The organism is Eikenella longinqua (genome assembly GCF_001648355.1).
Lineage (GTDB): Bacteria > Pseudomonadota > Gammaproteobacteria > Burkholderiales > Neisseriaceae > Eikenella > Eikenella longinqua.
On record NZ_LXSL01000032.1, the window covers coordinates 164,389 to 188,031 of the forward strand.

Below are 23,643 nucleotides of genomic sequence, written 5' to 3' on the forward strand. Positions count from 1 at the left end.
GAGCTTTTTTATTTGAGTATCGTATATATGATTACAGTTTGCTTGCACGGAGGCCTGCGCGAATACGGCCGCCGTTTTGATTTGCACGCTGCCAGCCCGGCGGATGCGCTGCGGGCGCTGCTTGTCCAACTGCCCGGCTTTCGGGAGATTTTAGGCAGCGGCTTTTATCAAGTGCGCTTCAACGGACACGATTTCTGCGAGGCGGAACTGGAGCACGAATTCAGGCAGCCTGAAAGCGGGATTTTGCACATCGTGCCGCGCATTCAGGGTGCGGGCAAGGCGGGGCAGATTATCGCCGGTGTGGTGTTGATTGCGTTCGCGTGGTGGAACCCGTTCGGCTGGGCGGCAGCCGGGGCATTGATGAGCGCCGGTGTGGGTTTGGTGGCGGGCGGGATTGCGCAGATGTTGGCGCGGCCGCCGAAATTGGACAATGAGCAGCGCGGCCAGAAGGCCGGGCGCAATACGGCGTTTTCCAATTTGGACAACACGGCGGTGCAGGGCCAGCCGGTGCCGCTGGCTTACGGCGAGGTGTATTGCGGCAGCCGGGTGGCATCGCAGGGTGTGGTGTCGCGCCGGGTGGATACCGACGGCGACCCGGTGCTGCAAAACCCGACGGCGGCGGACGTTACCCTGCGGCTGGTGAGAACGCCGATTGCCGGGCAGGCGGCGAAAGCGCCGAACGGGCAGTATTACGACACGGATTTTAATGATGATTCGGTGCGCGCCCGCAATTACACGGCGGCACTGCAGCAGAATTAGGAGTAAGGGCCATGGGTGGGCAGAAAAGCGGTGGCGGCGCTCGCACGCCGTATGAAGCACCGAATAAGTTGTCTTCGGCACAGATGCTGCGCATCGTGGACGTAATCAGCGAAGGGGTGGTGGCCGGGTTTGCCAACGGCAACGATGCGCCGTTTAAAAGCGTGTTCTTCAACGATACGCCGGTGCAGAATCCGGACGGCAGCTACAACTTTAAGGGCGTAACGGCGGTATTCCAGCGCGGCACGCCCGACCAATCCTATATTCCGGGCTGGGAGAGCGTGGAGCGCACGGTATCGGTGTCTAATCCGGTGAAAAATCAAAGCCCGGTTATCCGCACCGTATCCGACGGCGGCCCGACCCGATTGCGGGTCACGGTGGGGGTGGAGCGCAATGCGGCGATACAGGATAACGGCGATACGCTGGCGGCAGATACGGCATTGATTATCCAGCTGGTGAACGATGACGGCGTGCAACAACATCGGCAGGTGAATTTTACCGAGAAGGGCAGCGGCGCGTTTTACCATGACGAGGTGTTCGACCGGCTGCCGAAGGCGCCGTTTTCCATCAAGGTTTCACGCCCCACACCGGACAGCACCAGCGACAAAATTCAAAACAGCACTTTTTTTGCCAGTTACGTAGAGATTACGGATGCCAAACTGTGCTACCCGTTTACCGCGCTGGCGGCTTTGAGCATCGATTCCGACCAGTTCGGCGGGCAGAATCCGCGCCGCAATTACCTGATTCGCGGCATCGAGGTGCAAGTGCCCTCTAATTACGACCCGGAAACCCGCGCTTATACCGGGCTGTGGGATGGCAGCTTTAAAACGGCTTGGACGAATAACCCGGCCTGGGTGCTTTACGATTTGGTACAACAAGAGCGCTATTCATCGCTGGCCTTGCGTCTGGCGCCGGAAGACATCGATAAATGGAGCCTGTATCAGGTAGCCCGTTATTGTGATGAGATGGTGCCGGACGGCTTCGGCGGGCTGGAGCCGCGCTTTACCTGCAATGCCTACCTGACCGACCGGCGGCAGGCAGGCGAACTGCTCACCGAACTGGCGAGCGCCTTTTGTGGTATGCCGCTGTGGAACGGCAACCAGCTGTCGGTATTGTTGGATCAGGGCGGCGACCCGGTGGCGCAGTACGACAACAGCAATGTGGTGGACGGGCAGTTTGCCTACAACGGCGTGGCGCTGAAATCCACCTATACCGCCGTGTTGGTGCGCTTTGCCGACAAATACGACAGCTACCGCAGCAAGACCGAGTATGTGGCCGATGCGGAGGCAGTGGCGCGTTACGGCCTGAATATCCAGTCGGTAACCGCGTTCGGCTGCACCACACGCGGGCAGGCGGTGCGTTACGGGCAATGGATACTGCAAACCGGGCTGCGCCAGCAGGATGCGGTGTCGTTTACCGTGGGGCGCGAAGGGCTGAAGCACCTGCCCTACGACATTATCCAAATCGCGGACAACCACTTTGCCGGCGCGCAGTTGGGCGGGCAGGTGTTGGCGGTGAGCGGCCGGGTGGTTACTCTTGACCGCACCATCACGGAAAACCTTGCCGGTTGGTGGTTCCAATACCTTGCGCTCGAGCAGAATGCGCAAGGCGAAACGGTACCGAAGCATTACAGCCTGAAAGTGGTTTCCCAGCCGCAGCCTAATCAGCTGCTGTTGGATGGCGACCCGTCAGGGCTGGGTTACGACGACCATTGGGCTTTGTCCGGCAAGGTGGTGCCGCGCCAGTATCGGGCGGTAAGCATCAAGGAAAATACCGATGATGGCACGTACACCATTACCGCCTTGCGGCATGACCCGACCAAATACGCGGCGGTGGACAACAGCGCGCTGTTTGAAGCGGGGGCAACCACCAAATACGGCCGCCAGCCGCAGCTCGGCAACAGTAACTTATCGACCAACGGGCGGGATTTGACCCTAAGCTGGGAGAATTTGAGTGCCGACGGGCAGGTGGTGAGCTACGACATCAAGATTTTTAAAGACGGCCGGCTGTGGCGGCATATTCCGGATGCGCCCAGTGCCGAAATCAGCCTGCAAGGGCTGCCCAACGGCGATTACCGCGCCGAAATCCGCGGCCGCACCGCGCGCGGCGTGTTGTCTAAACCGCTGGAAAAGGCTTGGAGCCTGAATTACACCATTACCGGGGTGCGGCCCACGCCCAAGCTGTTTGCCATCGGCCTAAATTGGACGCTGCCCAGCCCGCTGCTGGCGGAAGCACACACTGAAATCCGCTACGGTAGGAGCAACAATTTTAATCAGGCAATGCCGCTGGCGAAACTGCCTGCGCCGCAAACCGACTACCAGCTTACCAACGTCAAGACCGGTGAGCATTGGTATTTCTGGCTGCGCTTGGTGGACAGCGCCGGGCTGGCCGGAGAATGGACGGCGCCGGTGGACGGGGTATGCAGCGACGACCCCAGCCTGCTGCTCGAACAACTGAAAGGCAAAATCGGCAAAGAGCAGTTTGCGCCGGGCGCCGGGGAAGAGTTGCTGAACTTGGTGGGCAACTTGGCCGGTAACAACAACGGCATGGCCGGTAATACCGGCAAGCAGGCCGGCAAGTGGGATTTTTACAGCCAAATGAACGAGGCGGATTATGTGTTATCCAAACGCATCAACGCCGTTCGTTCGCAGTTCGGCGACAAAATCGCCACTGTAGCCGAGGAGATGAAAACCCTCACCACCCGAACCGAAGCGCAGGCGCGGAAAGTGCAGGCGGTGGAAAGCGAAGTGGCCGGAGCTAAAGCATCGGTAACGCAGGTGGCGCAGTCGTTTGCCGACTTAAACGGCAAATTAAGCGCGGCCTACACGTTGAAAGTGAGCACCGATACCCGCACCGGCACTAAGGTGGTGGGCGGTATCTCGCTGTTGGCGGACGGTACCAGCGGTCAGTCCGAGGTAGTGATTCAGGCTGACAAGCTGGTGCTGTGGAACAACAAGAAATTGCCGATGTTCACCGTAACCGGTGATAAAACCTACTTTAACGGGGATTTAATTGCCGACGGCTCGATTTTGGGGCGGCACATCAAGGCCAACCAAACCATCGAAGCACCGGACATCCGGGGCGGTACCTTGCATATGGCGGATGGGCGCTTCATCGTGACTAAAGAGCACGGGGCGCAACTGCGTTCCGACCCAAACAGCAAGGTGGGCACCCAGTTGGATTATCGCGGCCTGATTGTGCGTAACGAGAAAGGCCATGTGACGGTGCGGGTGGGTAAGCTCACCAACTGGGGCGATTGATAGGAGAACATGATGGCCGATGAATACGGCATCCAGATGTATGACAACAACGGCAATGTGCTGGATACCAATTTGGATTCGGCGTTAGTGGTCGAAGGGGTCATTATTCTGGGGAATACCACAACCGGGCGTATTGACTTGGACATCCTGTTCCCGCTGCGCGAAAAGTTCAAAGGCATCTTCATTATGCCGGTGTTTCACGCGTTCACCGTTTCGGCGGATGTGGAGCATTCGGTGGAGGTGTACTTTGACGGCGCGTCCTTGTGTTGGGTAGTCAGCTACCAAGCAGCCAGTGGGTTATGGAGCAGCGTCCCGCATTACGGCGGGGCTTTCGCCGGCAGACAGTTTTTATATGGGTATTACAATGGATGATTACGGATTGGCGGTGTACAACGCCGAAGGCTTGAATGTGCTCAGTAAGCACCTGTACTGCCCGAAACTGATCGGCAGCGTGACGTTTCGGCAGCGGCAGGTGTTGCGCCGCCCCGGCGGGGATTTAACGGTGGTGGCTGCCGATGGCCGCGAAATCGGGTTGGGCGATCGCAGTTTAAACATAACTTTAGATTCGCTCCGTGCCCGGGGAATTGCCAACTTTATGCGTGATTCGGGTCGTAGCCGCCGCCCGTTCCGTGAATCTGGCGGAGATATAGTGACGGAGAAAACCTACCGCTACGAGTTCTCACTATATGGTGCTACCGGTCCGGGCACTATTGGTTTATTCGCAGAAACAGGTGTTGCAGTTTGTGGAAGCCACGAATAATGCGATGCGTGTCGGCGGCGTTGGGGCGCAGGAGCAGGCGGCGGCATTGTTCCAACTGTCGCAGGCTTTGGGTTCCGGGCGCTTACAGGGCGATGAGTTCCGCTCAATCTCTGAGGCTGCGCCTATCCTGCTGGATACGCTGGCCGAGCATCTGGGTAAAACGCGGGCGGAAATCCGCGCAATGGCTGCTGACGGCAAGCTGACTTCTGATGTGATCGTGGAAGCGGTAACGGCGGCAGGCGGGAAACTGGCAGAACAAGCCGGAAATATGCAGGTTACGCTGGGCGGCTCATTGACAGTGCTGAAAAATAATTTTGCCGCGCTGGTTGATGAGATGCTCAACGGTACGGGGGTAATGTCGGTATTTGCTCAGGGGATTAAATTCATTGCCGACAACCTGCAAACGTTTGCGCAAATTATCGGCGTGATCGGCTTCGCTTACCTGCTTCAAATGCTATCAGCTGTCCAGATTACCGCCTACAACGTCGGCTTGGCATTCGGCCGGATGGCGGCAATTATGCTGGCGAATCCGTTTGTGGCGGTGGCAGCGGGGCTTGTGGCCGTGTTGGCCGCCACCGGCGAACTGAGTAATGCGATGGATGCGCTGGGGATTATCGGCGGGGATGTGTTCGATCTGATTAAGACCGGCTACCAGGGATTGGCTGATCTGGTAGAGGCAGTCTATATCGATATGACTTCTTCGGCAGAAGATAATGCTGCACAATCCACGGGGATTTTCGGTGGTTTCTTTGACGAAGTAGGAGATGGTTTTTGGGGATTTCTTGAAGGTGTCGGCAAAGTATTTGATGCGATGGCGGCATTGATTGTGTCGGCAGTTGAATACATGGTCAATGCGTTCGGCGATTTGTGGCAGGCCATCAAAGACGGGGCGGCATGGGCGGCCAAGTCGGCATTGGAATGGATCAGCAAACTGGTAAACGGTGCGATTGACGGCATCAACAGCGTGATCGCTTTGGCTAATAATGTTCCAGGCGTGAATATCGGCACGGTTGGGAAGGTGAATTGGGGCAGCGGTATCAATGCCCCTTATGCTTTTGGTGAGCGCCCATCGAATAATCCAGGCTGGTCTGCTATCTACGGATCGAGGGTGGAATCTCAGGCACAAGGCGGTCTACAAAACTATTTTCGCGGGGCGAGGGCTCGCTCAGCAGCAAATAAAGCGGCTGGCGGACAGTTTGGCGGAGGAGGAAAGCGTACTGCACGGCCGTCAGGCGGCGGTGGAAGTAAGCGTCGCGGCGGAGGGAAATCTGATGCTGAAAAACTGCAAGAGCAGTTCAATAAAGAGCTTTCCACTACGCGGGAAAAGCTGAACGCCATTAAAGCCGAGTTTACCGATATGGAAAACTACGGCTTTAAAAACCAGTTCACCACGCTGCGGGAGTTCGACGCTGAATTGAACAAGGTTGGCGGTCGGTACAGCAAGTTCAGCGAAGACCAGCGCAAGGCTATCCGCAATGTGTATGAGCAAATCCACGCCCAGGAACAGCTGAATGCGGTACAGGCTTTCCAGTTGGACGGCAAGCGCCATCTGGAGGATATGGAGTTTGAAGTCGGGCTGCTTGGTAAATCGCAAGCGGAAACCGAGCGCCTGCGCTATGCCCGTGAGCTTGATTTGAAGGTGCGGCAGCAAACAGCCGGCATGTCGCCGGAATACGTTGCCAAGATGAACGAGGAGCGCGATGCCATCCTTGCCCAGTACGATGCCATCCAACGAATCAAAGAGGAACGCGGCGAAGACTGGCTGGGCGGCATCAGAGACGGGGTCAACAAGTATGCTAAATCAATGGGCACGCTGCGCGAGCAGATGGCTGATATGGTTGGTAATACCTTTGACACGCTTGGCAACACGCTGGGGGATTTTGTGGCAACCGGCAAGGCGAACTTCCGGGATATGACAGTATCTATTTTGCAGGATTTGTCGAAAATCTTCATTCGCATGGCGACGATGCGGCTGGTAAGCAGCTTTGCCGGAGGTGGTGGAGCGTTTGCTGACGGCGGTGCATTTAATAATGGTCTGCAATTCTTCGCCAGTGGCGGGGTGTTCACAAACCAAGTTGTCAGCCGCCCGACGATGTTCGCCCACGGTGGCGGCTTTGGCGTGATGGGTGAGGCGGGGCCGGAGGCTATTATGCCGCTTACCCGTGCGCCGAACGGTAAGCTTGGCGTAGCCGCGCAAGGCGGCAGCGGAGTGCAGAATAACGTCAATATTTCGGTAAGTATCAGCCAAACCGGTAATGCTGAATCGGACAGTAAGGCCGATAGTGAGCAAGGCCGACGAATTGCCAGGATGCTTGATGGCAAGATCATCGAAGTGCTGGCAAGAGAAAGCCGTCCCGGCGGCATGCTGTCAAACCGGCAATAAAGAATAGCCCGAACTGGTAAGTAATCCTTACTGGTTCGGGCTATTTTTTATGCCTGCTTGATATACTCTAAACAGTCTCGGCTATTTGGTTTGCGCCGCGCTACTGGCTGAATTTATCGCGCAAAGCCATAACATCCTGCCCCCATAGTTCAAGGTAGTGCCGCCGCTCCTCTAGCAGCTCGGCGCGGTTGTAGGCGCGGTTGGTGCGGTCGCCGATGGTATGCGATAGCAGCATCTCACCCACATCATGCGGGATGTGATGGACTTCGCGCAGGTAGGTGCGGGCAAGGCTACGCAGCCCGTGGCCGCTGCTGTTGATGTTCGCGGCGTGCAGTTTGATGCGGGCTGTATCCACGCCGATAGGTTTCAGGTAGCCTCTTCCCTCAAACAAATAGACACCGTTTACACTCAATGGCCGGGCTTCGTGGTAGATCCGGAGTAGGGCGCTGCTCAGCGGCACGATATGCGCCCTGGTTTTCATGCGTTGCAAAGGGATTTCCCACAGCCCACGGTCTAAATCGATTTCGGCAATCGCTGTTCCGGCAGCTTCGCTGGGACGGGTCATGCTGAGCAGTTGCCAGTAAATGAGCAGCTTGGCACGCAACCCTATCTCCGGCGATGTTTCCAGCCGCTCAATCAGTAAAGGCAGGTCGGTATATGGTAGTGCGGCGAAGTGGCGCTCTTGTGCACGTTTGAATACCTGCCTGCCAATAACTTTTGTCGGATTGATGGGGATAGTGCCATCTGCTACGAGGTAATCAAAAAACAAGCCTAGGCTGCTTTTGGTGCGGCGCAGGTATTCGAGGACGCCTTTATCCTCCATCTGCCGCAAGACGGCCACAACTTCGGCGGTGGTAATGGTGCGCACGTCACGGTCGATGAAATGCGGCAGGATGTTGGCTTCTAACGCGGCCATCACTTGGGCGGCATATTTTGGATTTTTGCCGCTGCCGTCTTTCCCGCCCTCTATTGCCCATCTATGATGCCAATCATATAGGCGGTGCTGGAACTGGTATGCAGTATCCAGCTCTACAGGCTGCTCTGCTTTGGGATTGATACCACGCGCCAGCTTGGCTTTGATTTGGTCTCGCCAATCGCGGGCATCGGCAAGGCTGAAATCGGGATATAGTCCAAGTGTCATGGTGTCTTGCTTTTTATCCTCCGGCCTAGCGTATGCCAGCCGCCACGACTTCCCGCCGCTGGGCAATACCCATAAGGCAAGGCCGCCGCCGTCTGATAGCTTGTATAGCTTGTCTTTCGGCTTTGCATTTTTTACTTGGCTGACGGAGAGGGGGCGGACGATTTTGGGCATGATTATGGTACGGGATAGGATGTACCAAATAAAATACCACAAAAAAACGAAACACGTTTTAAAAAATTGAAATGCGTTTTAAACTATTAAGACGAAGAAAACGGCATAACTAACTGATTAGCTATGCCGTTTTGCTTTTTCTGAAACGTTTTAGAAAACGTTGCAAATATGTGGTGGCGGAAGCGGTGAGATTCGAACTCACGGTGGGCCTAACCCACGACGGTTTTCAAGACCGCTGCATTAAACCGCTCTGCCACGCTTCCGGTTCAAGAGCGCGAACTATACCGGATTTCCGCCGTTTTTGCCAGCATTATTTTGCCGGCGCGGGCGGGCTGTTGCAGCGTTTTCCTCGCGTGGGGCGGGCAAACGGGCTCGCCGTATTTTTTCAGGTAGCCTCAAACAAGTGAAGAGGCTACCTGAAAAATCAATCCGCCGTCCCGCCGCCTTAGATTTTTTTCTTCTATCTATTAAAAAAATATTTATAAAACCGATTGAGCGGCCACGGTTGGTGTCAAGCAAAAAACGGTTTTGTGTGATTTAGTAGTTTGATACATAACGAATATTTTAAAATTTCCCACAGTGGCCAAGCGGCTGAAAACACAGTCTGCATGAAATTTATTCATGCAGTTCGGCAAATTTATCGCTTGCATCTTGCCGCGCCCTGCCGCAAACTCGCCCCCTGAGAAATTTTACTCGTTTCCTAAATATTTTCCGTTTTGCAAACCATTAGAAGGAGTTGTGATGAACACTGTACATCTTTCCGGCTACCCGCGCATCGGCGCCAAGCGCGAGCTGAAATTTGCCGTTGAAGCCTTTTGGAAAGGCGCGAAATCCGAGGCCGAGCTGCAACAAGTGGCCGCCGACATCCGCCGTGCCAACTGGGCCGCGCAGAAAGCCGCCGGCGCTGATTTGCTACCGGTGGGCGATTTTTCTTTCTACGACCACGTGCTGGATTTGCTCTGTACCTTGGGCGGCATCCCCACGCGCTTCGGTTTCGACGCGGCCAATCTGACCCTGCCCGAATATTTCCAACTGGCGCGCGGCAATGCCACCCAGTTTGCCATGGAAATGACCAAGTGGTTCGACACCAACTACCACTTCATCGTGCCCGAATGGTCGGCCGACACCGAATTTAAGGTAAACGCCAAAAACCTGATTGCGCAAATCAAAGAAGCCAAAGCGCAGGGCTACGACATCAAGCCCACGCTGGTGGGCCCGGTTACCTTGGCTTGGCTGGGCAAGAAAAAAGAAGGCATTTCCTGCCGCATCAAAGACCTGCTGCTGCCCAAGCTGCTGCCCGCCTATGCGCAGCTGTTGCGCGAGCTGGCCGCCGAAGGCGTGGATTGGATTCAGATCGACGAGCCGATCTTGGCCGCCGAAGCCGACCAGCACTGGCTGGGCGCGTTTGAGCCCGTGTATAAAGAGTTGGCCAACACCGGCGTGCGCATTGTGATCGGCACGTATTTCGCTTCTGTGGCCGAGCATCTGAACCTGCTCAAATCCCTGCCCGTGCACGGCGTGCACATCGACTGCGTGCGTGCGCCCGAGCAGCTGGCCGTGTTTGCCGAAGGCTGGCCGGACAACCGCGTGCTGTCTGTGGGCCTGATTGACGGCCGCAACGTGTGGCGCGCCAACCTGAGCAAGGTCATCGACACGCTCGAGCCGGTGAAAGCCAAGTTTGGCAACAATTTGTGGATTGCCCCGAGCTGCTCGCTCTTGCACAGCCCGCAGGATTTGGCCGTGGAAGAAAAGCTGGATGCCGAAATCAAATCGTGGATGGCTTTTGCCGCGCAGAAACTGGTGGAACTGGGCGTGGTGAAACAGGCACTGGAACACGGCAAAGCCGCCGTGCAGGCAGCCTTGGCCGAATCTGATGCCGCTGCCGCCGACCGCGCCACCAACAAGAAAATCCACAATGCCGCCGTGCAGAAGCGCGTGGCCGAGCTGCCCAAAGGCGCCGACCAGCGCAAATCGCCGTTTGCCGTGCGCATCAAGGCGCAGCAGGAATGGATGAAGCTGCCCGTGCTGCCTGCCACCACCATCGGCTCTTTCCCGCAAACCACCGAAATCCGCCAGGCGCGCGCCGCGTTTAAAAAAGGTGAGCTCTCCGCTGCCGATTACGATGCCGCGATGAAGAAAGAAATCGCCTACTGCGTGGAAATCCAAGAGAAACTGGAGCTGGATGTGCCTGTGCACGGCGAAGCCGAGCGCAACGACATGGTGGAATACTTCGGCGAGCAGCTCGCCGGCTACTGCTTCAGCCAGTTCGGCTGGGTGCAGAGCTACGGCAGCCGCTGCGTGAAACCGCCGATTATTTTCGGCGACGTGTCCCGTCCCAACCCGATGACCGTGTATTGGTCCACCTACGCGCAAAGCCTCACCAAGCGCCCGATGAAAGGCATGCTCACCGGCCCGGTAACCATGTTCAAATGGTCGTTTGTGCGCGACGATGTGCCGCTGAGCGTGGTGGCCAAGCAGATTGCGCTGGCGCTGAATGATGAAGTGCTGGATTTGGAAAAAGCCGGCATTAAAGTGATTCAGATCGACGAACCCGCCATCCGCGAAGCCATGCCGCTGAAACGCGCGCAATGGGACGAATACCTGGCCTGGGCCTGCGAAGCCTTCCGCCTTGCCAGCACCGGCGCGGCCGACAGCACCCAAATCCACACCCATATGTGCTACTCCGAGTTCAACGACATCCTGCCCGCCATCGCCAGCATGGATGCCGACGTGATCACCATCGAAACTTCGCGTTCCGACATGGAATTGCTGACCGCGTTTGGCGATTTCAAATACCCGAACGACATCGGCCCGGGCGTGTACGACATCCACAGCCCGCGCGTGCCCACCGAAGCCGAAGTGGAACGCCTGCTGCGCAAAGCGATGGAAGTGGTGCCGGTGGAACGCCTGTGGGTGAACCCCGACTGCGGCCTGAAAACACGCGGCTGGAAAGAAACGCTGGAACAGCTCGAAGTGATGATGGCAGTAACCAAGAAACTGCGCGCCGAGCTGGCAGCCAAGAATGTGGCCCGCTAAGCGATAGGGCAGTTTGGCTGTAACCCGGCCGCAAAGAAAAGGCTACCTGAAATATTTTTAGCTGCGCAGAAACTTGCGAAGCTCGTTTTCAGGTAGCCTTTTTTGCTTTGGCGGCGTGTGCAAACAGTATGGATGTAGGAGGATGAGGCTACCTGAAAAGTGATGTGTTGATGCAAATGGGTGGGGCTAATCGGTTTTCAGGTAGCCTTGGTTGCGCCTTCAAGCTTGGGCAACATTGTGTGTCGCAAACAACGCTATCTGTTCATCAAGCCAAGCAAACGGCGGAGAGGAAACCCGCCGCTACGAAATGAAGCAGGGTGCCAAGGTTTCGGGCTACCTGAAACGCAGAGTGGATGAACAAAAACCGGTACGGCATTGGCTCGCCGCCTTGTCCCGATTTTTGTTAATCCACTATATTTTTCCCCTGCGGGAGGGGGTAGGCCGAAGCTGTGTTTGGTGACGGATGCTGTGCCGCAAAGCCGGATACGGAATACAGAAAGGCTACCTGAAAGATTTTTAACTTCGCAGAAACTTCACTGCGTTGCGTTTTCAGGTAGCCTTTTATCTGCCTAAACAACAATGGCTTTCAGCCTGGGGTTTACCAGTAGTTCAATACTTTCAACCAGATGCCGCCGATTACCACAAATACGGCGAGGTTCACCACGCTCATGATGAAGCCGGCTTTCCACCATTCGCCCAGGGTGGTGTAGCCGGAGCCGAAGATCACGGGCGAAGTGCCGGTGGCGTAGTGGGTGAGGGTCATCATGATGCTGGAAGAGCAGGCCAGCAGCAGGGCGTACAGCATGGGCGGTGCGCCCAAGGCCAGGCCGGCGGCGTAGAAGGCGGCAAGCATGGCGGTGATGTGCGCGGTGGTGCTGGCGAAGATGTAGTGCGCATACATGTAGGCCAAGAGCAGCAGGGTAACGGCCCCCACCCAGCCCATGCCCATGCCGCCGATGCCGGTTTCGAGCATTTTGGAGAGCCAGGCGATCAGGCCGAGCTTGTTGAGGAAGGTGGCCATCATCACCAGGGCGGAGAACCAGGTAACGGTGTCCCACGCGCCTTTTTCAGTCAGGATGTCTTGCCAGGTGAGCACGCCGGTGAGCAGCAGCAGGGAGAGGCCGAGGAAGGCGGTGGTGGTGGCGTTCACGGCATAGGCTTTGCCGAAAATCATGGCCGGAATGCCTGCCCACAACAGCAGCAGCACGGCAAAAATGGCGAGCATGATTTTTTCGCCGCGGTTCATCGGGCCCAGCTCTTGCAGTTTGTCTTTGGCAAACTGGGAGGCGTTCGGGGTTTCCTTGATTTCGGGCGGGAAGAAGAAATACAGCACCAGCGGCATCAGGAACATGGCCACCAAGCCGGGCACGAGCATGGCAATCGCCCAAGTGCCCCAGCTCAGATGGATGTCGGAATTGGTGGCTTTGGCAATCAGGTCCACCACCAGCGGGTTGGGTGCGGTGGCGGTGATGAACATGGCGGAAGTGATGGGGTTGCTGTGGTAGTTCACCAGTGCCAGGTATTTGCCGATGCGGTTTTGCGTGCCTTTTTCCGGATCGGAATCGAAGCTGGCGGCAATGGATTTCATAATCGGGTGGATGATGCCGCCGCCGCGAGCGGTGTTGCTGGGCGTAACCGGCGCCAGAATCAGCTCGGAAATAGCCAGGCTGTAGCCGATGCCCAGCGTTTTCTTGCCGAACACGGAGATGAAGTAGTAGCCGATGCGTGCGCCCAGCCCGGTTTTCAGGATGCCGCGCGAAATCATAATGGCGATGCCGATGAGCCAAATCAGCGGGTCGCCGAACGAGCTCAAGGCGTCTTTAATGGCCACGGTGGCCGGGTTTTTCACCGGGTTGCCTTCGGGATCAAGCTCGGGCACGGTAACTTTGGTGATGGCCACCAGCATGATGGCGATGATGGACAGCGCGCCGATGGGCATGGCTTTGCCGATGATGGCGGCAATCACGCCCACAAACAGCGCCAGCAGGTGCCAAGCGTTGGGGGTAACGCCCTGCGGCACGGGAATGACAAATCAAATCAACAGCGTAAGCGCCACGGCCACCGCCATTGGTATTGGTTTGAAGCCGAGTTTGTTTTCCATTTGCTACTCCTTCAATTCTAGGTTAATGAAAGCATGGCATAACAACTGATGTTGCTTGCGCATTCTAGCAGTTTTTTACGCAAGGATACGGATTTTACCTTGGGAAAAATTTAAGTGGAAATAAATGGTTGTTGAAGTTGAATGATAAGGCGGGCGGGGAGGAATGGGGAAAAACGGGCGGAATAAGGATGCTTGTTTACTGGTGAATGATGGGGGAGGGCTACCTGAAAATCCATTCCCTCTCCCGTGGGAGAGGGTTAAGGAGAGGGTTGGTTCAGGCTTAGGCAATGCTTGCGTTCATTCGCTGGCTGATTTTTCAGGTAGCCTTTCAGCTTTTGTCCTGCCCGATTTTGGCGTTGAGCATGTCGAGCATGCTGCGCAGGTTGGCTTTGCCTTCTTCGTGGCTCACGATGGGCTCGCCGCCTTTGCGCCCGAGGATTTTGAGGTCGGCCGGGGGCATTTCGCCGATGAAGCGGCTGGGCTCTGGGAATTGCCAGCCGCCTTGGCGTTTGCGTTTGATGCAGTGGGTGAGGGTGAGGCTGTATTGGGCGCGGGTGATGCCCACATACATGAGGCGGCGTTCTTCGTCGAGGTTGCCTTCTTCCACGCTGTCGGCGTGGGGGAAGAGGCCTTCTTCGCAGCCGGCGAGGAAGACATGGGGGTATTCGAGGCCTTTGGAGGCGTGCAGGGTGGACATTTTCACGGCGTCGGTGTCTTCGTCGTTGCGGCCTTCGAGCAGGGTGATGAGGGCGATGGTTTGGGAGAGCTCGATGAGGTTTTTGCCGTCTTGTTCGCCTTTTTTGGCGAGCCAGGCGCAAAGGTCTTGCACGTTGCGCCATTTGATTTCGCCGCTGCGGCCTTCTTCGCGGTTGAGCAGGTAGGCTTCGTAGCCGATGTCGGCGAGCAGGGATTGGACGAGCTCGCCGGCGGCTTCGTGCGGGGCGCGGGCTTGGTAGTCTTGCATGAGGGCGGTGAACTGGCGCAGGTGTTCGCGGCCGGCGGCAGGCAGCTGGGCCAGGGCTTGGGCGGTGCAGGCGGCAGCGTAGAGGCTGCATGAGGCGGCTTGGGCGTATTGGTTGAGGCTGCTGAGGGTGGTGTCGCCGATGCCGCGTTTGGGGGTGGTGGCGGCGCGCAGGAAGGCGGGATCGTCGTCGGGGTTGGCCAGGAGGCGCAGGTAGGCGAGGATGTCTTTGATTTCGGCTTTTTCGAAGAAGCTTTGGCCGCCGGAGAGGCGGTAGGGGATGTGGGCGCTGCGCAGGGCTTCTTCGAATACGCGGGCCTGGTGGTTGCTGCGGTAGAGGATGGCGAAGTCGGCGTAGTTGAGGCTGCCGCCGCTTTGGTTGCGTTTGCGGATGATGCTGCCGGCCACAAATTCGGCTTCGTGCTGCTCGTTTTGGCAGGCCACTACGCGAACGGGCTCGCCTTCGCCGTATTGGCTCCACAGGGTTTTGGCGAAGAGCTTGGGATTATTGGCGATGACTTGGTTGGCCACGCGCAGGATGCGGGCGCTGGAGCGGTAGTTTTGCTCGAGCTTGATGATTTTGAGCTGGGGGTAGTCTTGCTGGAGCAGGCGGAGGTTTTCCATGTTGGCGCCGCGCCAGGCGTAGATGCTTTGGTCGTCGTCGCCCACGGCGGTGAAGCGGCCTTCGGCGCCGGTGAGCAGCTTCATGAGGGTGTATTGGCAGGTGTTGGTGTCTTGGCATTCGTCCACTAAAAGGTGTAGCAGGCGGATTTGCCATTGGTGGCGCAGGTCGGCTTCGTTTTGCAGCAGGCGGGCGGGGAGGAGGATGAGGTCGTCGAAATCGACGGCTTGGTAGCTTTGGAGGGTGTCTTGGTAGCCGGCGTAGAGCTGGGCGGTTTGGCGTTCCCATTCGTTTGAGGCTACCTGAAAAGCTTGCTCGGGGGAGAGGAGGTCGTTTTTCCACAGGGAGATTTTGTGCTGGGCGCGGAAGAGGGCGTCGCGGCCGCTGCTGCCGAGCAGTTCGGCGAGGATTTTGCCACTGTCGGAGGCGTCGAACACGGAGAAGTTTTTTTTGTAGCCGATGCGGGTGGCTTCGCTGCGCAGGATGCGCATGCCGAGGGAGTGGAAGGTGCACACGGTGAGGCCGCGGCTTTGGCGGCTGCCGAGCAGGCCGGCGATGCGCTCTTGCATTTCGGCGGCGGCTTTGTTGGTGAAGGTGATGGCGGCGATGTTGTGCGGGGCATAGCCCACTTCGCGGATGAGGTGGGCGATTTTTTCGGTGATGACGCGGGTTTTGCCGCTGCCGGCGCCGGCGAGCACGAAGAGGGGGCCGCCGAGGTAGTGCACGGCTTCGAGCTGTTGGGGGTTGAGCTGGGGTGTGGACATGGCTGGGAGAGGAGCTGCCTGAATTTTCAGGTAGCCTTTTTGCTGGGGTGTTGGATTTTTAGCTGCGCAGAACTCACTTCGTTCGTTTTAGCTTCGCAGAAACTCACTTCGTTCGTTTTCAGGTAGCCTCTTTATTTCTGTTTGGCGGCGGCTTTGCGGCGGCGGTTTTCTTTCGGGTCCATGAGCAGGGCTCGGTACACTTCCACGCGGTCGCCTTCGCGCAGCTCGGTGTCGTCTTTCACTTTTTTGCCGAAAATGCCGATGGGCGCGGCGGCAAAATCCACGTGCGGAAATTCGGTTGGCAAGGCGGATTGCAGCACGGCCTGCCGCGCGGTGGTGCCCAAGGCTACCTGAAAAGCCAGCAGGCACTGTTTGCCCGGCTCGGCATAGGCCGCTTCGATATTCAGCAGGGTATCGTCAGGCATAGCGGCGGCCCGCCTCTTTCACGAAAGCATCCACCAGCGTGCCGCTGATGTGGCCGAACACGGGGCTGATGAGCGCGGAGAGCACGCGGCTGGAAAATTCGTAATGCAGCCCGAATTCCACCTTGCAGGCATCGTCGCCCAGTGGCAGGAAGTGCCAAGTTCCGTTCAGGCTTTTGAAGGGGCCTTCCAAGAGCGTCATGCGGATTTCGCGGCCGGGGGTATTGCGGTTGTGCGTGGCGAAGGATTGGCGCACGCCCATGTAGTCCATAAACAGCCGCGCTTTCAGTTCGTTGTCGCTGCGCTCGATGATTTCGGTGCGGCTGTACCACGGCAGAAACTGCGGATAATCCTCCGCCTTGTCCACCAGCTCGAACATCTGCTCGGCCGAATGCGGCACCAGCAGGGATTTCTTCACGGTTTTGAGCGACATAGCACACAGCCTTGGCAATGCAAAAGCCGCATTATAGCCAAAGCCTTCCTTCCTTCCTACAGCGCCGCCCCGCTTTGCCGTATTGCTTGTGCCGCCTGCGGCTTGCCGCCTTGCGGGAAGGAAGAACGGCTTCAGCCAAATGGCGAAACGCCAGACTGCCTCGCCAAACCACTCCGCCGAACCGCAGGCGAAACAGACGCAAAAATGGCAGATTATCCATTCAACACAATCTATTGCACGCCTTTCCCGATTCTTGGCTTGGAAAATGCTTGATACCCGTCGGCAGCCGCCAATCCGCCCTTTCCAAAATCATTCAAACACACGCAAAACACCCATGGAAAATACCGCAGAACGTTCTGCCTGGCTCCGGCTCGCGCTGATGCCGCACATCGGTGCGGAAACGTTTTACGAACTCTGCCGCCACTACGGCTCGGCCGCCGCCGTGTGGGCAGCCGAAGAGGAAGTGGCCGCCGTCCTGCCCACCCGCCCGGCGCAGGAAGCCTGGCGCAACCGCCGCCACGAAGCGGAAGCCGCCGCCGAAGCTGCGCTGGAATGGGCGGAGCAGGAAAACTGCCGTTTATTGTTCGCTTGCGACAAAGATTTTCCCGCGCAGCTGGGCGAAGGCATCACCCCGCCGCCCGTGCTGTTTGCGCGTGGCAGTACCGAATGGCTGCACCGGCCGGCGGTGGCCATCGTGGGCAGCCGCCACGCCACCCCGCAGGCCATGCGGATTGCCGGCGAGTTTGGCGAAGCGCTGGCCGAGGCCGGCATCGTTACCGTATCCGGCATGGCTGCCGGCATCGACAGTGCCGCCCACGAAGGCGCGCTGCGCAAAAGCGGCGGCACGGTGGCGGTGTGGGGCACGGGCATCGACCGCGTGTATCCCGTGGCCAACAAAAGCTTGGCGCACCGCATTGCTGAAGCGGGCTGCATTTTGTCGGAATTCCCCTTGGGCACGCGCCCGCTGGCCGGCAACTTCCCGCGCCGCAACCGGCTGATTGCCGCGCTTTCCTCTGCCGTGCTGGTGGTGGAAGCTGCGTTGGAATCCGGCTCGCTGATTACCGCGCGGCTGGCGGTGGAGATGGGGCGCGACGTGTTCGCCGTGCCCGGTTCCATCGACAACCCGCACAGCAAAGGCTGCCACGCGCTCATCAAGCAGGGCGCCAAGCTCACCGAAACCCTGGCCGACATTTTGGAAGAGTGCCCGCTGCTGCAAGAAGCCGCGCCGTCAAAAGCAAAACCTGCCGCCCAAAGGCTACCTGAAAACGAACGGAGTGAGTTTCTACGAAGTAAAAACGAGCGCAGCGAGTTTCGCCAAAACGAACGAAGTGAGTTTTTGAGAAGCAAAAACGAGCAACGCGAGTTTCCGCTCAGCAAAAGCGAAAGCAGCGGCTTCCCGCCCAGCCCAAACGGGCAAAACGAATTTTCAGGTAGCCCGAACGAACGCAGCGGGCTGCCGGAAAACGAGCCGCAAGCCGAACCCCCGCTGCTGCGCGCCATGGGCTACGACGCCATCCACCCCGACACCCTGGCGCAAGCCCTGGGCATCCCCGCCGCCGATGTGTATGCCGAGCTCACCATGCTGGAAATCCACGGCGAAGTGGCGCCGCTGGCCGGCGGCCGCTACCAGCGCATTTCCCCGAATAGGACAAGAAAATGATGATCGACGTAATTGCCTTTTTATTGGAGAACTTCCAAGATTTCGATGCCTGCCCCGCCAACGACGTGCTCGGCAGCCTGCTCGAAGAGGTGGGTTTCCAGGATGAGGAAATTCGTGATACGCTATTATTTATGAACGTGCTGCAAGAGCGTAGCCGCACGGTGCGCCACCACGGCGCGGACGAGCAATCCATGCGCGTGTATCTGCCCGAGGAATTGGAAGCCGTGCCGCCGCAGGCTTTGGGTTTGCTGCACTTTTTGATGCAGAACGGCGCGCTTTCCGCCGAGCAGCGCGAATTTGTGCTGCTGGCGCTGATGCACCTCTCGGCCAAATCGGAAGAGCCGCTCACCGAGGCGCATGTGAAAGTGCTGGTGCTGTTGGTGCTGTGGGCCGACAAATCCGAGCTGCCCATGCTCATCGGCGACGATTTGGCCAATGCCGTGCTGCGCGGCCGGGCGGTGATGAATTGAGAAACGCCATGCCGACACCATCTATAAGGCTACCTGAAAACTTCAAGGCTTTTTCAGGTAGCCTTTGATTGAGTACGGCGCGTTTGCCGCATGCCGTGAATGAATAAAGGCTACCTGAAAACGTGAGCTGCTGCGAAGCTCGATGCGGTGCCAACGGAATTCGGCCGCCCGCCGGCTGCCACCACTGTCTTTTGCGAGGAAATAATGTCGAAAAACCTGCTGATTGTTGAGTCTCCCAACAAGATTAAATCGATTAAAAAATATTTGGGCAGCGATTTTGAAGTGTTGGCTTCCTTCGGCCACGTGCGCGATTTGGTGCCGAAAAACGGCGCGGTGGATCCCGAGCACGATTTCGCCATGAAATACGAAGTGCCGGCCAAGAGCAAGAAACACATCGACGCCATCGTGGCCGCCGCCAAAGAAGCCGACACCCTCTACCTGGCCACCGACCCGGACCGCGAAGGCGAAGCCATTTCCTGGCATATCTACGAAATCCTTAAATCCAAACGCGGCATCAAAAACCTGGAAGAGCGCACCCAGCGCGTGGTGTTCCACGAAGTGACCAAAAAAGGCGTGCAGGAAGCGCTGAAGCAACCGCGCAAGCTGGACATGGATTTGGTGGACGCGCAGCAGGCCAGGCGTGCGCTGGATTATTTGGTGGGCTTCAACCTCTCGCCGCTGCTGTGGAAGAAAATCCGCCGCGGCCTGAGCGCCGGCCGCGTGCAAAGCCCCGCCCTGCGCCTGATTTGCGAGCGCGAAAACGAAATCCGCGCCTTTGAAACGCAGGAATACTGGAGCGTGCACTTAGACAGCCACAAAGGCCGCCAGAAATTCGGCGCCAAGCTCACGCATTGGCAGGGCAATAAGCTGGAGCAATTCTCCTTAGGCAACGAAGCCGCGCAGGCGGAAGTGTTGGCCGCCATGCAGGGCAAGCCGGCGCAGGTGCTGGAAGTGGCCAAGAAAAAGGCCACCCGCAAGCCCGCCGCACCCTACACCACCTCCACCATGCAACAAGATGCCGTGCGCAAGCTCGGCTTCACCACCGACCGCACCATGCGTACGGCGCAGCAGCTGTTTGAAGGCGTGGACGTAGGCCAAGGCTCGGTGGGCTTGATCACCTATATGCGTACCGACAGCGTTACCCTGTCGCAAGACGCGCTGGCCGAAATCCGCCACTATATCGACAACAAAATCGGCGCCGATTTCCTGCCCAAGTCGCCGCGCATGTACCGCACCAAATCGAAAAACGCGCAGGAAGCGCACGAAGCCATCCGCCCCACCTCGGTGTACCGCACGCCCGAGAGCGTGAAGCCCTTTTTGAGCGCCGACCAATTCAAGCTCTACCAGATGATTTGGCAGCGCACCATGGCCTGCCAGATGGCCGAAGCCAAGTTCGATGCCACCACCGTGGACATCGGCGTGGGCGAAGGCGTGTTCCGCGCCACCGGCCAAGTACTGGTGTTTGCCGGCTTCTTGAGCGTGTATCAGGAAGGGCACGACGAAGACGACGAGGATGAAGACAACAAAAAACTGCCCGAATTGGAATCCGGCGAAACCCTGCCGGTGGACAAACTCTACGGCGAGCAGCACTTCACCCAGCCGCCGCCCCGCTTCAACGAAGCCACGCTGGTGAAGGCGCTGGAAGAATTCGGCATCGGCCGCCCCTCCACCTACGCCAGCATCATCAAAACGCTGAAAGACCGAGAATACGTAACCGTGGACCAGCGCCGCTTCCTGCCCACCGACACCGGCGAAATCGTCAACAAATTCCTCACCGAACACTTCACCCAATATGTGGATTACGATTTCACCGCCAAGCTGGAAGACCAGCTCGACGACATTGCCAGCGGCAAACGGCAGTGGATTCCCGTGATGGACAAATTCTGGAAAGGCTTCCACAAACAGATTGAGGAAAAAGCCGGCATCGAGCGCGCCAAAATCACCACCGAAGAGCTGGACGAAACCTGCCCCAAATGCGGCCAACACAAGCTGCAAATCAAATTCGGCAAACGCGGCCGCTTCATCGCCTGCTCCGGCTATCCCGATTGCGACTACACGCGCAATATCAACGAAACCGCCGAAGAAGCCGCCAAAGCCGCCGAAGAACCCACCGTCGTGGAAGGGCGCGAATGCCCCAAATGCGGCGGCCAGCTGGTGTATAAAAAAGGCCGTTTCGGCAAATTCATCGGCTGCGCCAACTATCCCAAGTGCAAACACATCGAGCCATTGGAAAAGCCGAAAGACACCGGCGTGGGCTGCCCCAAATGCGGCAAAGGACATCTGATAGAGCGCAAATCGCGCTACGGCAAGCTGTTTTACAGCTGCAACACCTACCCCGATTGCGACTACGCCACCTGGAACCCGCCCATCGCCGAAGAATGCCCGAAATGCCACTGGCCGGTGCTCACCATCAAAACCACCAAACGCTGGGGCGTGGAAAAAGTATGTCCGCAGAAAGAGTGCGGCTGGAAAGAGCAGATTGAACCGCCCGCACCGAAGGGCTGAGCCGTTGGTGAAACAGAAAGGCTACCTGAAAACGGCAAAACATTTTTCAGGTAGCCTTTTGAGCGGATAGCCAAGTTCGCACCATCAGGCTACCTGAAAACTTCAGGCAAGGGTGTCGTATAGTTGGCAGCCGCGGCCGTTTTTCAGGTAGCCTCGTCAGGCTGGCAAAACAAGCGCACATAAAAAGCAGCCTGCCCACCGATTGGTGGAGGCTGCTTTTGGTTGGCGGCAACGCGGCTTTATTTCCGCAGGCCGGCGAAAATCGCCAAAATGGCAATCGCGCCCAGCGTGGAAGCAATCCAGCCTGCCGGTTGGCCGATGGCATACCAGCCCATCGTCTGCCCGACCCAGCTGGCCACCACCGAGCCGCCGATGCCCAACAGCGTGGTCATGATGATGCCCAGCCGTTGCGCGCCGGGATACAGGAATTTGGCCAACACGCCGATGATGAAGCCGATAATGATGGTGCTGATCATATTGGGTTTTCCTCTTGTGGTGTGGATAGGTGGCATACATATTAGGGGCGCCACGGGCATTTCAAGTAACAGGCTACCTGAAAATATAGTGGATTAAATTTAAATCAGGACAAGGCGACGAAGCCGCAGACAGTACAGGTAGTACGGCAAGGCGAGGCAACGCCGTACTGGTTTAAATTTAATTCACTATAGAGCGGCAACTAACAAAATGAAAACACCAAATAACAGCAAACACAGCAACCAAGTCCGCATCATCGGCGGCGAACACCGCGGGCGCAAAATCAAATTCGCCTCGGCGGAAGGCCTGCGCCCCACCGCCGACAGCGTGCGCGAACGCCTGTTCAACTGGCTCGGCCAGGATTTGGCGGGGCAAACCGTGCTCGATCTGTTTGCCGGCAGCGGCGCGCTGGGCTTGGAAGCCGCTTCGCGCCATGCGGTCAAAGTGGTGCTGGTGGAACGCAACCGCCGTACTGCGGCAAGTTTGCAACAGCAGGTGCGCGAGTTCGGGCTACCTGAAAAAGTGAGCGTGCATACGGGCGGTGCGTTGGATTATCTGGCTGCGGCGCAGGAGCAGTTCAGCGTGGTGTTTCTCGATCCGCCGTTTGCCTGGCAGGAATGGGCGCGGCTGTTTGCGCGTTTGCAGCCGCGTTTGCAGGCCGGCGCGCGGGTATATATAGAGGCGGGGGAATTTCCTCCACTGCCGGAGTATTTGGCCGTGCGGAAGGAAGGCCGATCGGGTTTGAGCCGCTATGCCCTGCTGGCCTACGAGCCGGAGTGAGTTGCATTTAATAATTGTTCTCAAAGGATAAATTTTCTATTTGCCGCACTGAAAACAGGCTACCTGAAAAGCGGCTTGTGCTATAATCCCGCGCCTTCGGTTTTGGATAATTAGAAAAGCACTGAAGAGGAAAAAATGTCTCTTTTTATTACTGACGAATGCATCAACTGCGACGTGTGCGAGCCGGAATGCCCCAATGATGCCATCTCGCAAGGAGAGGAAATCTATGAGATTGATCCAAACCTGTGCACGCAGTGTGTTGGCCACTACGACGAACCGCAATGCCAGCAGGTGTGCCCGGTGGATTGTATCCTGATTGACGAGGAAAACCCGGAAAGCGAAGAACAGTTGCGCGCAAAATACGAAAAAATCATTTTGCTGAAAAAAGCGTAATACAGAATTTGTTGTAAAAATATTGTGTTGCCAGAAATCGAGAAAATGGCCTGAAAATTTTGCTTGACGAGCATTTGCGAAAGCGGCTATATTCGCGTTCTCTTTTGGTGGGATTCCCGAGCGGTCAAAGGGGGCAGACTGTAAATCTGTTGCGAGAGCTTCGAAGGTTCGAATCCTTCTCCCACCACCACATTGATGTTTGGGGCATAAGTGCGGGTGTAGCTCAATGGTAGAGCAGAAGCCTTCCAAGCTTACGGTGAGGGTTCGATTCCCTTCACCCGCTCCAATAAACTTTTTAGGCCCATGTAGCTCAGGGGTAGAGCACTCCCTTGGTAAGGGAGAGGTCGGCAGTTCAAATCTGCCCATGGGCACCATCTGATTTTATCCCTTTTCACTCTTAATTTTAAGCTATATAGGAAATTGCCATGGCTAAGGAAAAATTCGAACGTAGCAAGCCGCACGTAAACGTTGGCACCATTGGTCACGTTGACCATGGTAAGACCACGCTGACCGCAGCGCTGACCACCATTTTGGCCGAGAAATTTGGCGGA

At 57.3% G+C, this 23,643-nt stretch carries 17 protein-coding genes, 4 tRNA genes and 2 pseudogenes; 16 read left to right on the forward strand and 7 right to left on the reverse strand.

The window, feature by feature from the left end; all coding sequences use genetic code 11:
• Positions 1–12: 12 nt before the first annotated feature.
• The 5 genes from A7P95_RS10735 to A7P95_RS10750 are packed head-to-tail and all read left to right on the forward strand — an operon-like array spanning position 13 to position 7,159.
• Positions 13–759, forward strand: a complete 747-nt coding sequence (locus A7P95_RS10735; protein WP_245636610.1) for a tail assembly protein — start codon at positions 13–15, stop codon at positions 757–759.
• An 11-nt stretch (positions 760–770) separates the two neighbouring features.
• Positions 771–4,016: a TipJ family phage tail tip protein gene (locus tag A7P95_RS10740; RefSeq protein ID WP_082890809.1), complete on the forward strand. Its 3,246-nt coding sequence runs from the start codon at positions 771–773 to the stop codon at positions 4,014–4,016.
• Positions 4,017–4,025: 9 nt separating this feature from the next.
• Complete coding sequence (locus A7P95_RS10745; RefSeq protein WP_156503597.1) at positions 4,026–4,388, forward strand: hypothetical protein; 363 nt, start codon at positions 4,026–4,028, stop codon at positions 4,386–4,388.
• Positions 4,369–4,776, forward strand: coding sequence for a hypothetical protein (locus A7P95_RS11855; RefSeq protein ID WP_156503598.1), 408 nt, complete (start codon positions 4,369–4,371; stop codon positions 4,774–4,776). The genes A7P95_RS10745 and A7P95_RS11855 overlap by 20 nt, the downstream gene beginning before the upstream one ends.
• Positions 4,760–7,159 carry a tape measure protein gene (locus A7P95_RS10750; protein WP_245636615.1) on the forward strand — a complete coding sequence of 800 codons (2,400 nt, stop codon included), beginning with the start codon at positions 4,760–4,762 and terminating at the stop codon, positions 7,157–7,159. The genes A7P95_RS11855 and A7P95_RS10750 overlap by 17 nt, the downstream gene beginning before the upstream one ends.
• A gap of 100 nt (positions 7,160–7,259) precedes the next feature.
• Here the strand turns inward: A7P95_RS10750 and A7P95_RS10755 are convergent, their stop codons facing one another.
• Both A7P95_RS10755 and A7P95_RS10760 read right to left on the reverse strand, forming a co-directional pair.
• Positions 7,260–8,471 carry a tyrosine-type recombinase/integrase gene (locus A7P95_RS10755; RefSeq protein ID WP_067595223.1) on the reverse strand — a complete coding sequence of 404 codons (1,212 nt, stop codon included), beginning with the start codon at positions 8,469–8,471 and terminating at the stop codon, positions 7,260–7,262.
• Between the two features lie 174 nt (positions 8,472–8,645).
• A tRNA-Ser gene (locus A7P95_RS10760) sits at positions 8,646–8,734 on the reverse strand.
• Between the two features lie 478 nt (positions 8,735–9,212).
• Between A7P95_RS10760 and metE the strand changes: the two genes are divergently transcribed.
• Positions 9,213–11,507 carry a 5-methyltetrahydropteroyltriglutamate--homocysteine S-methyltransferase gene (gene metE, locus A7P95_RS10765; protein ID WP_067595224.1) on the forward strand — a complete coding sequence of 765 codons (2,295 nt, stop codon included), beginning with the start codon at positions 9,213–9,215 and terminating at the stop codon, positions 11,505–11,507.
• A gap of 598 nt (positions 11,508–12,105) precedes the next feature.
• Here metE and A7P95_RS10770 read toward each other — a convergent pair.
• From A7P95_RS10770 to A7P95_RS10785, 4 genes and pseudogenes are all read right to left on the reverse strand, one after another.
• Positions 12,106–13,608 (reverse strand): annotated as a pseudogene (locus A7P95_RS10770) (DASS family sodium-coupled anion symporter).
• Between the two features lie 328 nt (positions 13,609–13,936).
• Positions 13,937–15,955: a UvrD-helicase domain-containing protein gene (locus tag A7P95_RS10775; RefSeq protein WP_067595225.1), complete on the reverse strand. Its 2,019-nt coding sequence runs from the start codon at positions 15,953–15,955 to the stop codon at positions 13,937–13,939.
• A 131-nt stretch (positions 15,956–16,086) separates the two neighbouring features.
• Entirely contained in the window at positions 16,087–16,380 is a 294-nt protein-coding gene (locus A7P95_RS10780; protein ID WP_156503599.1) for an RnfH family protein, read from the reverse strand.
• The gene (locus tag A7P95_RS10785) at positions 16,373–16,810 is read right to left on the reverse strand and encodes a type II toxin-antitoxin system RatA family toxin (RefSeq protein WP_067595228.1); all 438 of its coding nucleotides are present in this window, start codon (positions 16,808–16,810) and stop codon (positions 16,373–16,375) included. Before A7P95_RS10785 ends, A7P95_RS10780 begins: the two co-directional genes overlap by 8 nt.
• A gap of 334 nt (positions 16,811–17,144) precedes the next feature.
• Here A7P95_RS10785 and dprA point away from each other — a divergent pair, with 334 nt between their 5' ends.
• The 3 genes from dprA to topA all read left to right on the forward strand — a co-directional run bounded on the left by dprA (position 17,145) and on the right by topA (position 21,445).
• Positions 17,145–18,470, forward strand: a complete 1,326-nt coding sequence (gene dprA / locus A7P95_RS10790) for a DNA-processing protein DprA (RefSeq protein WP_067595231.1) — start codon at positions 17,145–17,147, stop codon at positions 18,468–18,470.
• Positions 18,467–18,940 (forward strand): DUF494 family protein, encoded by a 474-nt coding sequence (locus A7P95_RS10795; RefSeq protein ID WP_342667773.1) that lies wholly within the window; start codon positions 18,467–18,469, stop codon positions 18,938–18,940. Before dprA ends, A7P95_RS10795 begins: the two co-directional genes overlap by 4 nt.
• 204 nt (positions 18,941–19,144) lie before the next feature.
• Positions 19,145–21,445 (forward strand): type I DNA topoisomerase, encoded by a 2,301-nt coding sequence (gene topA, locus A7P95_RS10800; RefSeq protein ID WP_067595233.1) that lies wholly within the window; start codon positions 19,145–19,147, stop codon positions 21,443–21,445.
• Between the two features lie 239 nt (positions 21,446–21,684).
• Here topA and A7P95_RS10805 read toward each other — a convergent pair whose 3' ends face one another.
• On the reverse strand, positions 21,685–21,921 hold the full coding sequence (locus A7P95_RS10805) for a GlsB/YeaQ/YmgE family stress response membrane protein (protein WP_067595236.1): 237 nt from the start codon (positions 21,919–21,921) through the stop codon (positions 21,685–21,687).
• A gap of 81 nt (positions 21,922–22,002) precedes the next feature.
• Here A7P95_RS10805 and A7P95_RS11860 point away from each other — a divergent pair.
• The 7 genes and pseudogenes from A7P95_RS11860 to A7P95_RS10835 all read left to right on the forward strand — a co-directional run.
• Positions 22,003–22,110 (forward strand): annotated as a pseudogene (locus A7P95_RS11860) (IS5/IS1182 family transposase); the annotation flags it as partial.
• Positions 22,111–22,129: 19 nt separating this feature from the next.
• A complete protein-coding gene (gene rsmD / locus A7P95_RS10810) occupies positions 22,130–22,699 on the forward strand; it encodes a 16S rRNA (guanine(966)-N(2))-methyltransferase RsmD (protein ID WP_067595239.1) in 570 nt (189 codons plus the stop codon).
• Between the two features lie 135 nt (positions 22,700–22,834).
• Positions 22,835–23,092, forward strand: a complete 258-nt coding sequence (locus tag A7P95_RS10815; RefSeq protein ID WP_067595242.1) for a YfhL family 4Fe-4S dicluster ferredoxin — start codon at positions 22,835–22,837, stop codon at positions 23,090–23,092.
• Between the two features lie 106 nt (positions 23,093–23,198).
• A tRNA-Tyr gene (locus A7P95_RS10820) sits at positions 23,199–23,282 on the forward strand.
• Between the two features lie 22 nt (positions 23,283–23,304).
• Positions 23,305–23,378, forward strand: a tRNA-Gly gene (locus tag A7P95_RS10825).
• Positions 23,379–23,391: 13 nt separating this feature from the next.
• A tRNA-Thr gene (locus tag A7P95_RS10830) sits at positions 23,392–23,466 on the forward strand.
• A 51-nt stretch (positions 23,467–23,517) separates the two neighbouring features.
• Positions 23,518–23,643 (forward strand): GTP-binding protein (locus A7P95_RS10835; protein ID WP_234395924.1); only part of this gene is annotated, 126 nt, incomplete at its 3' end.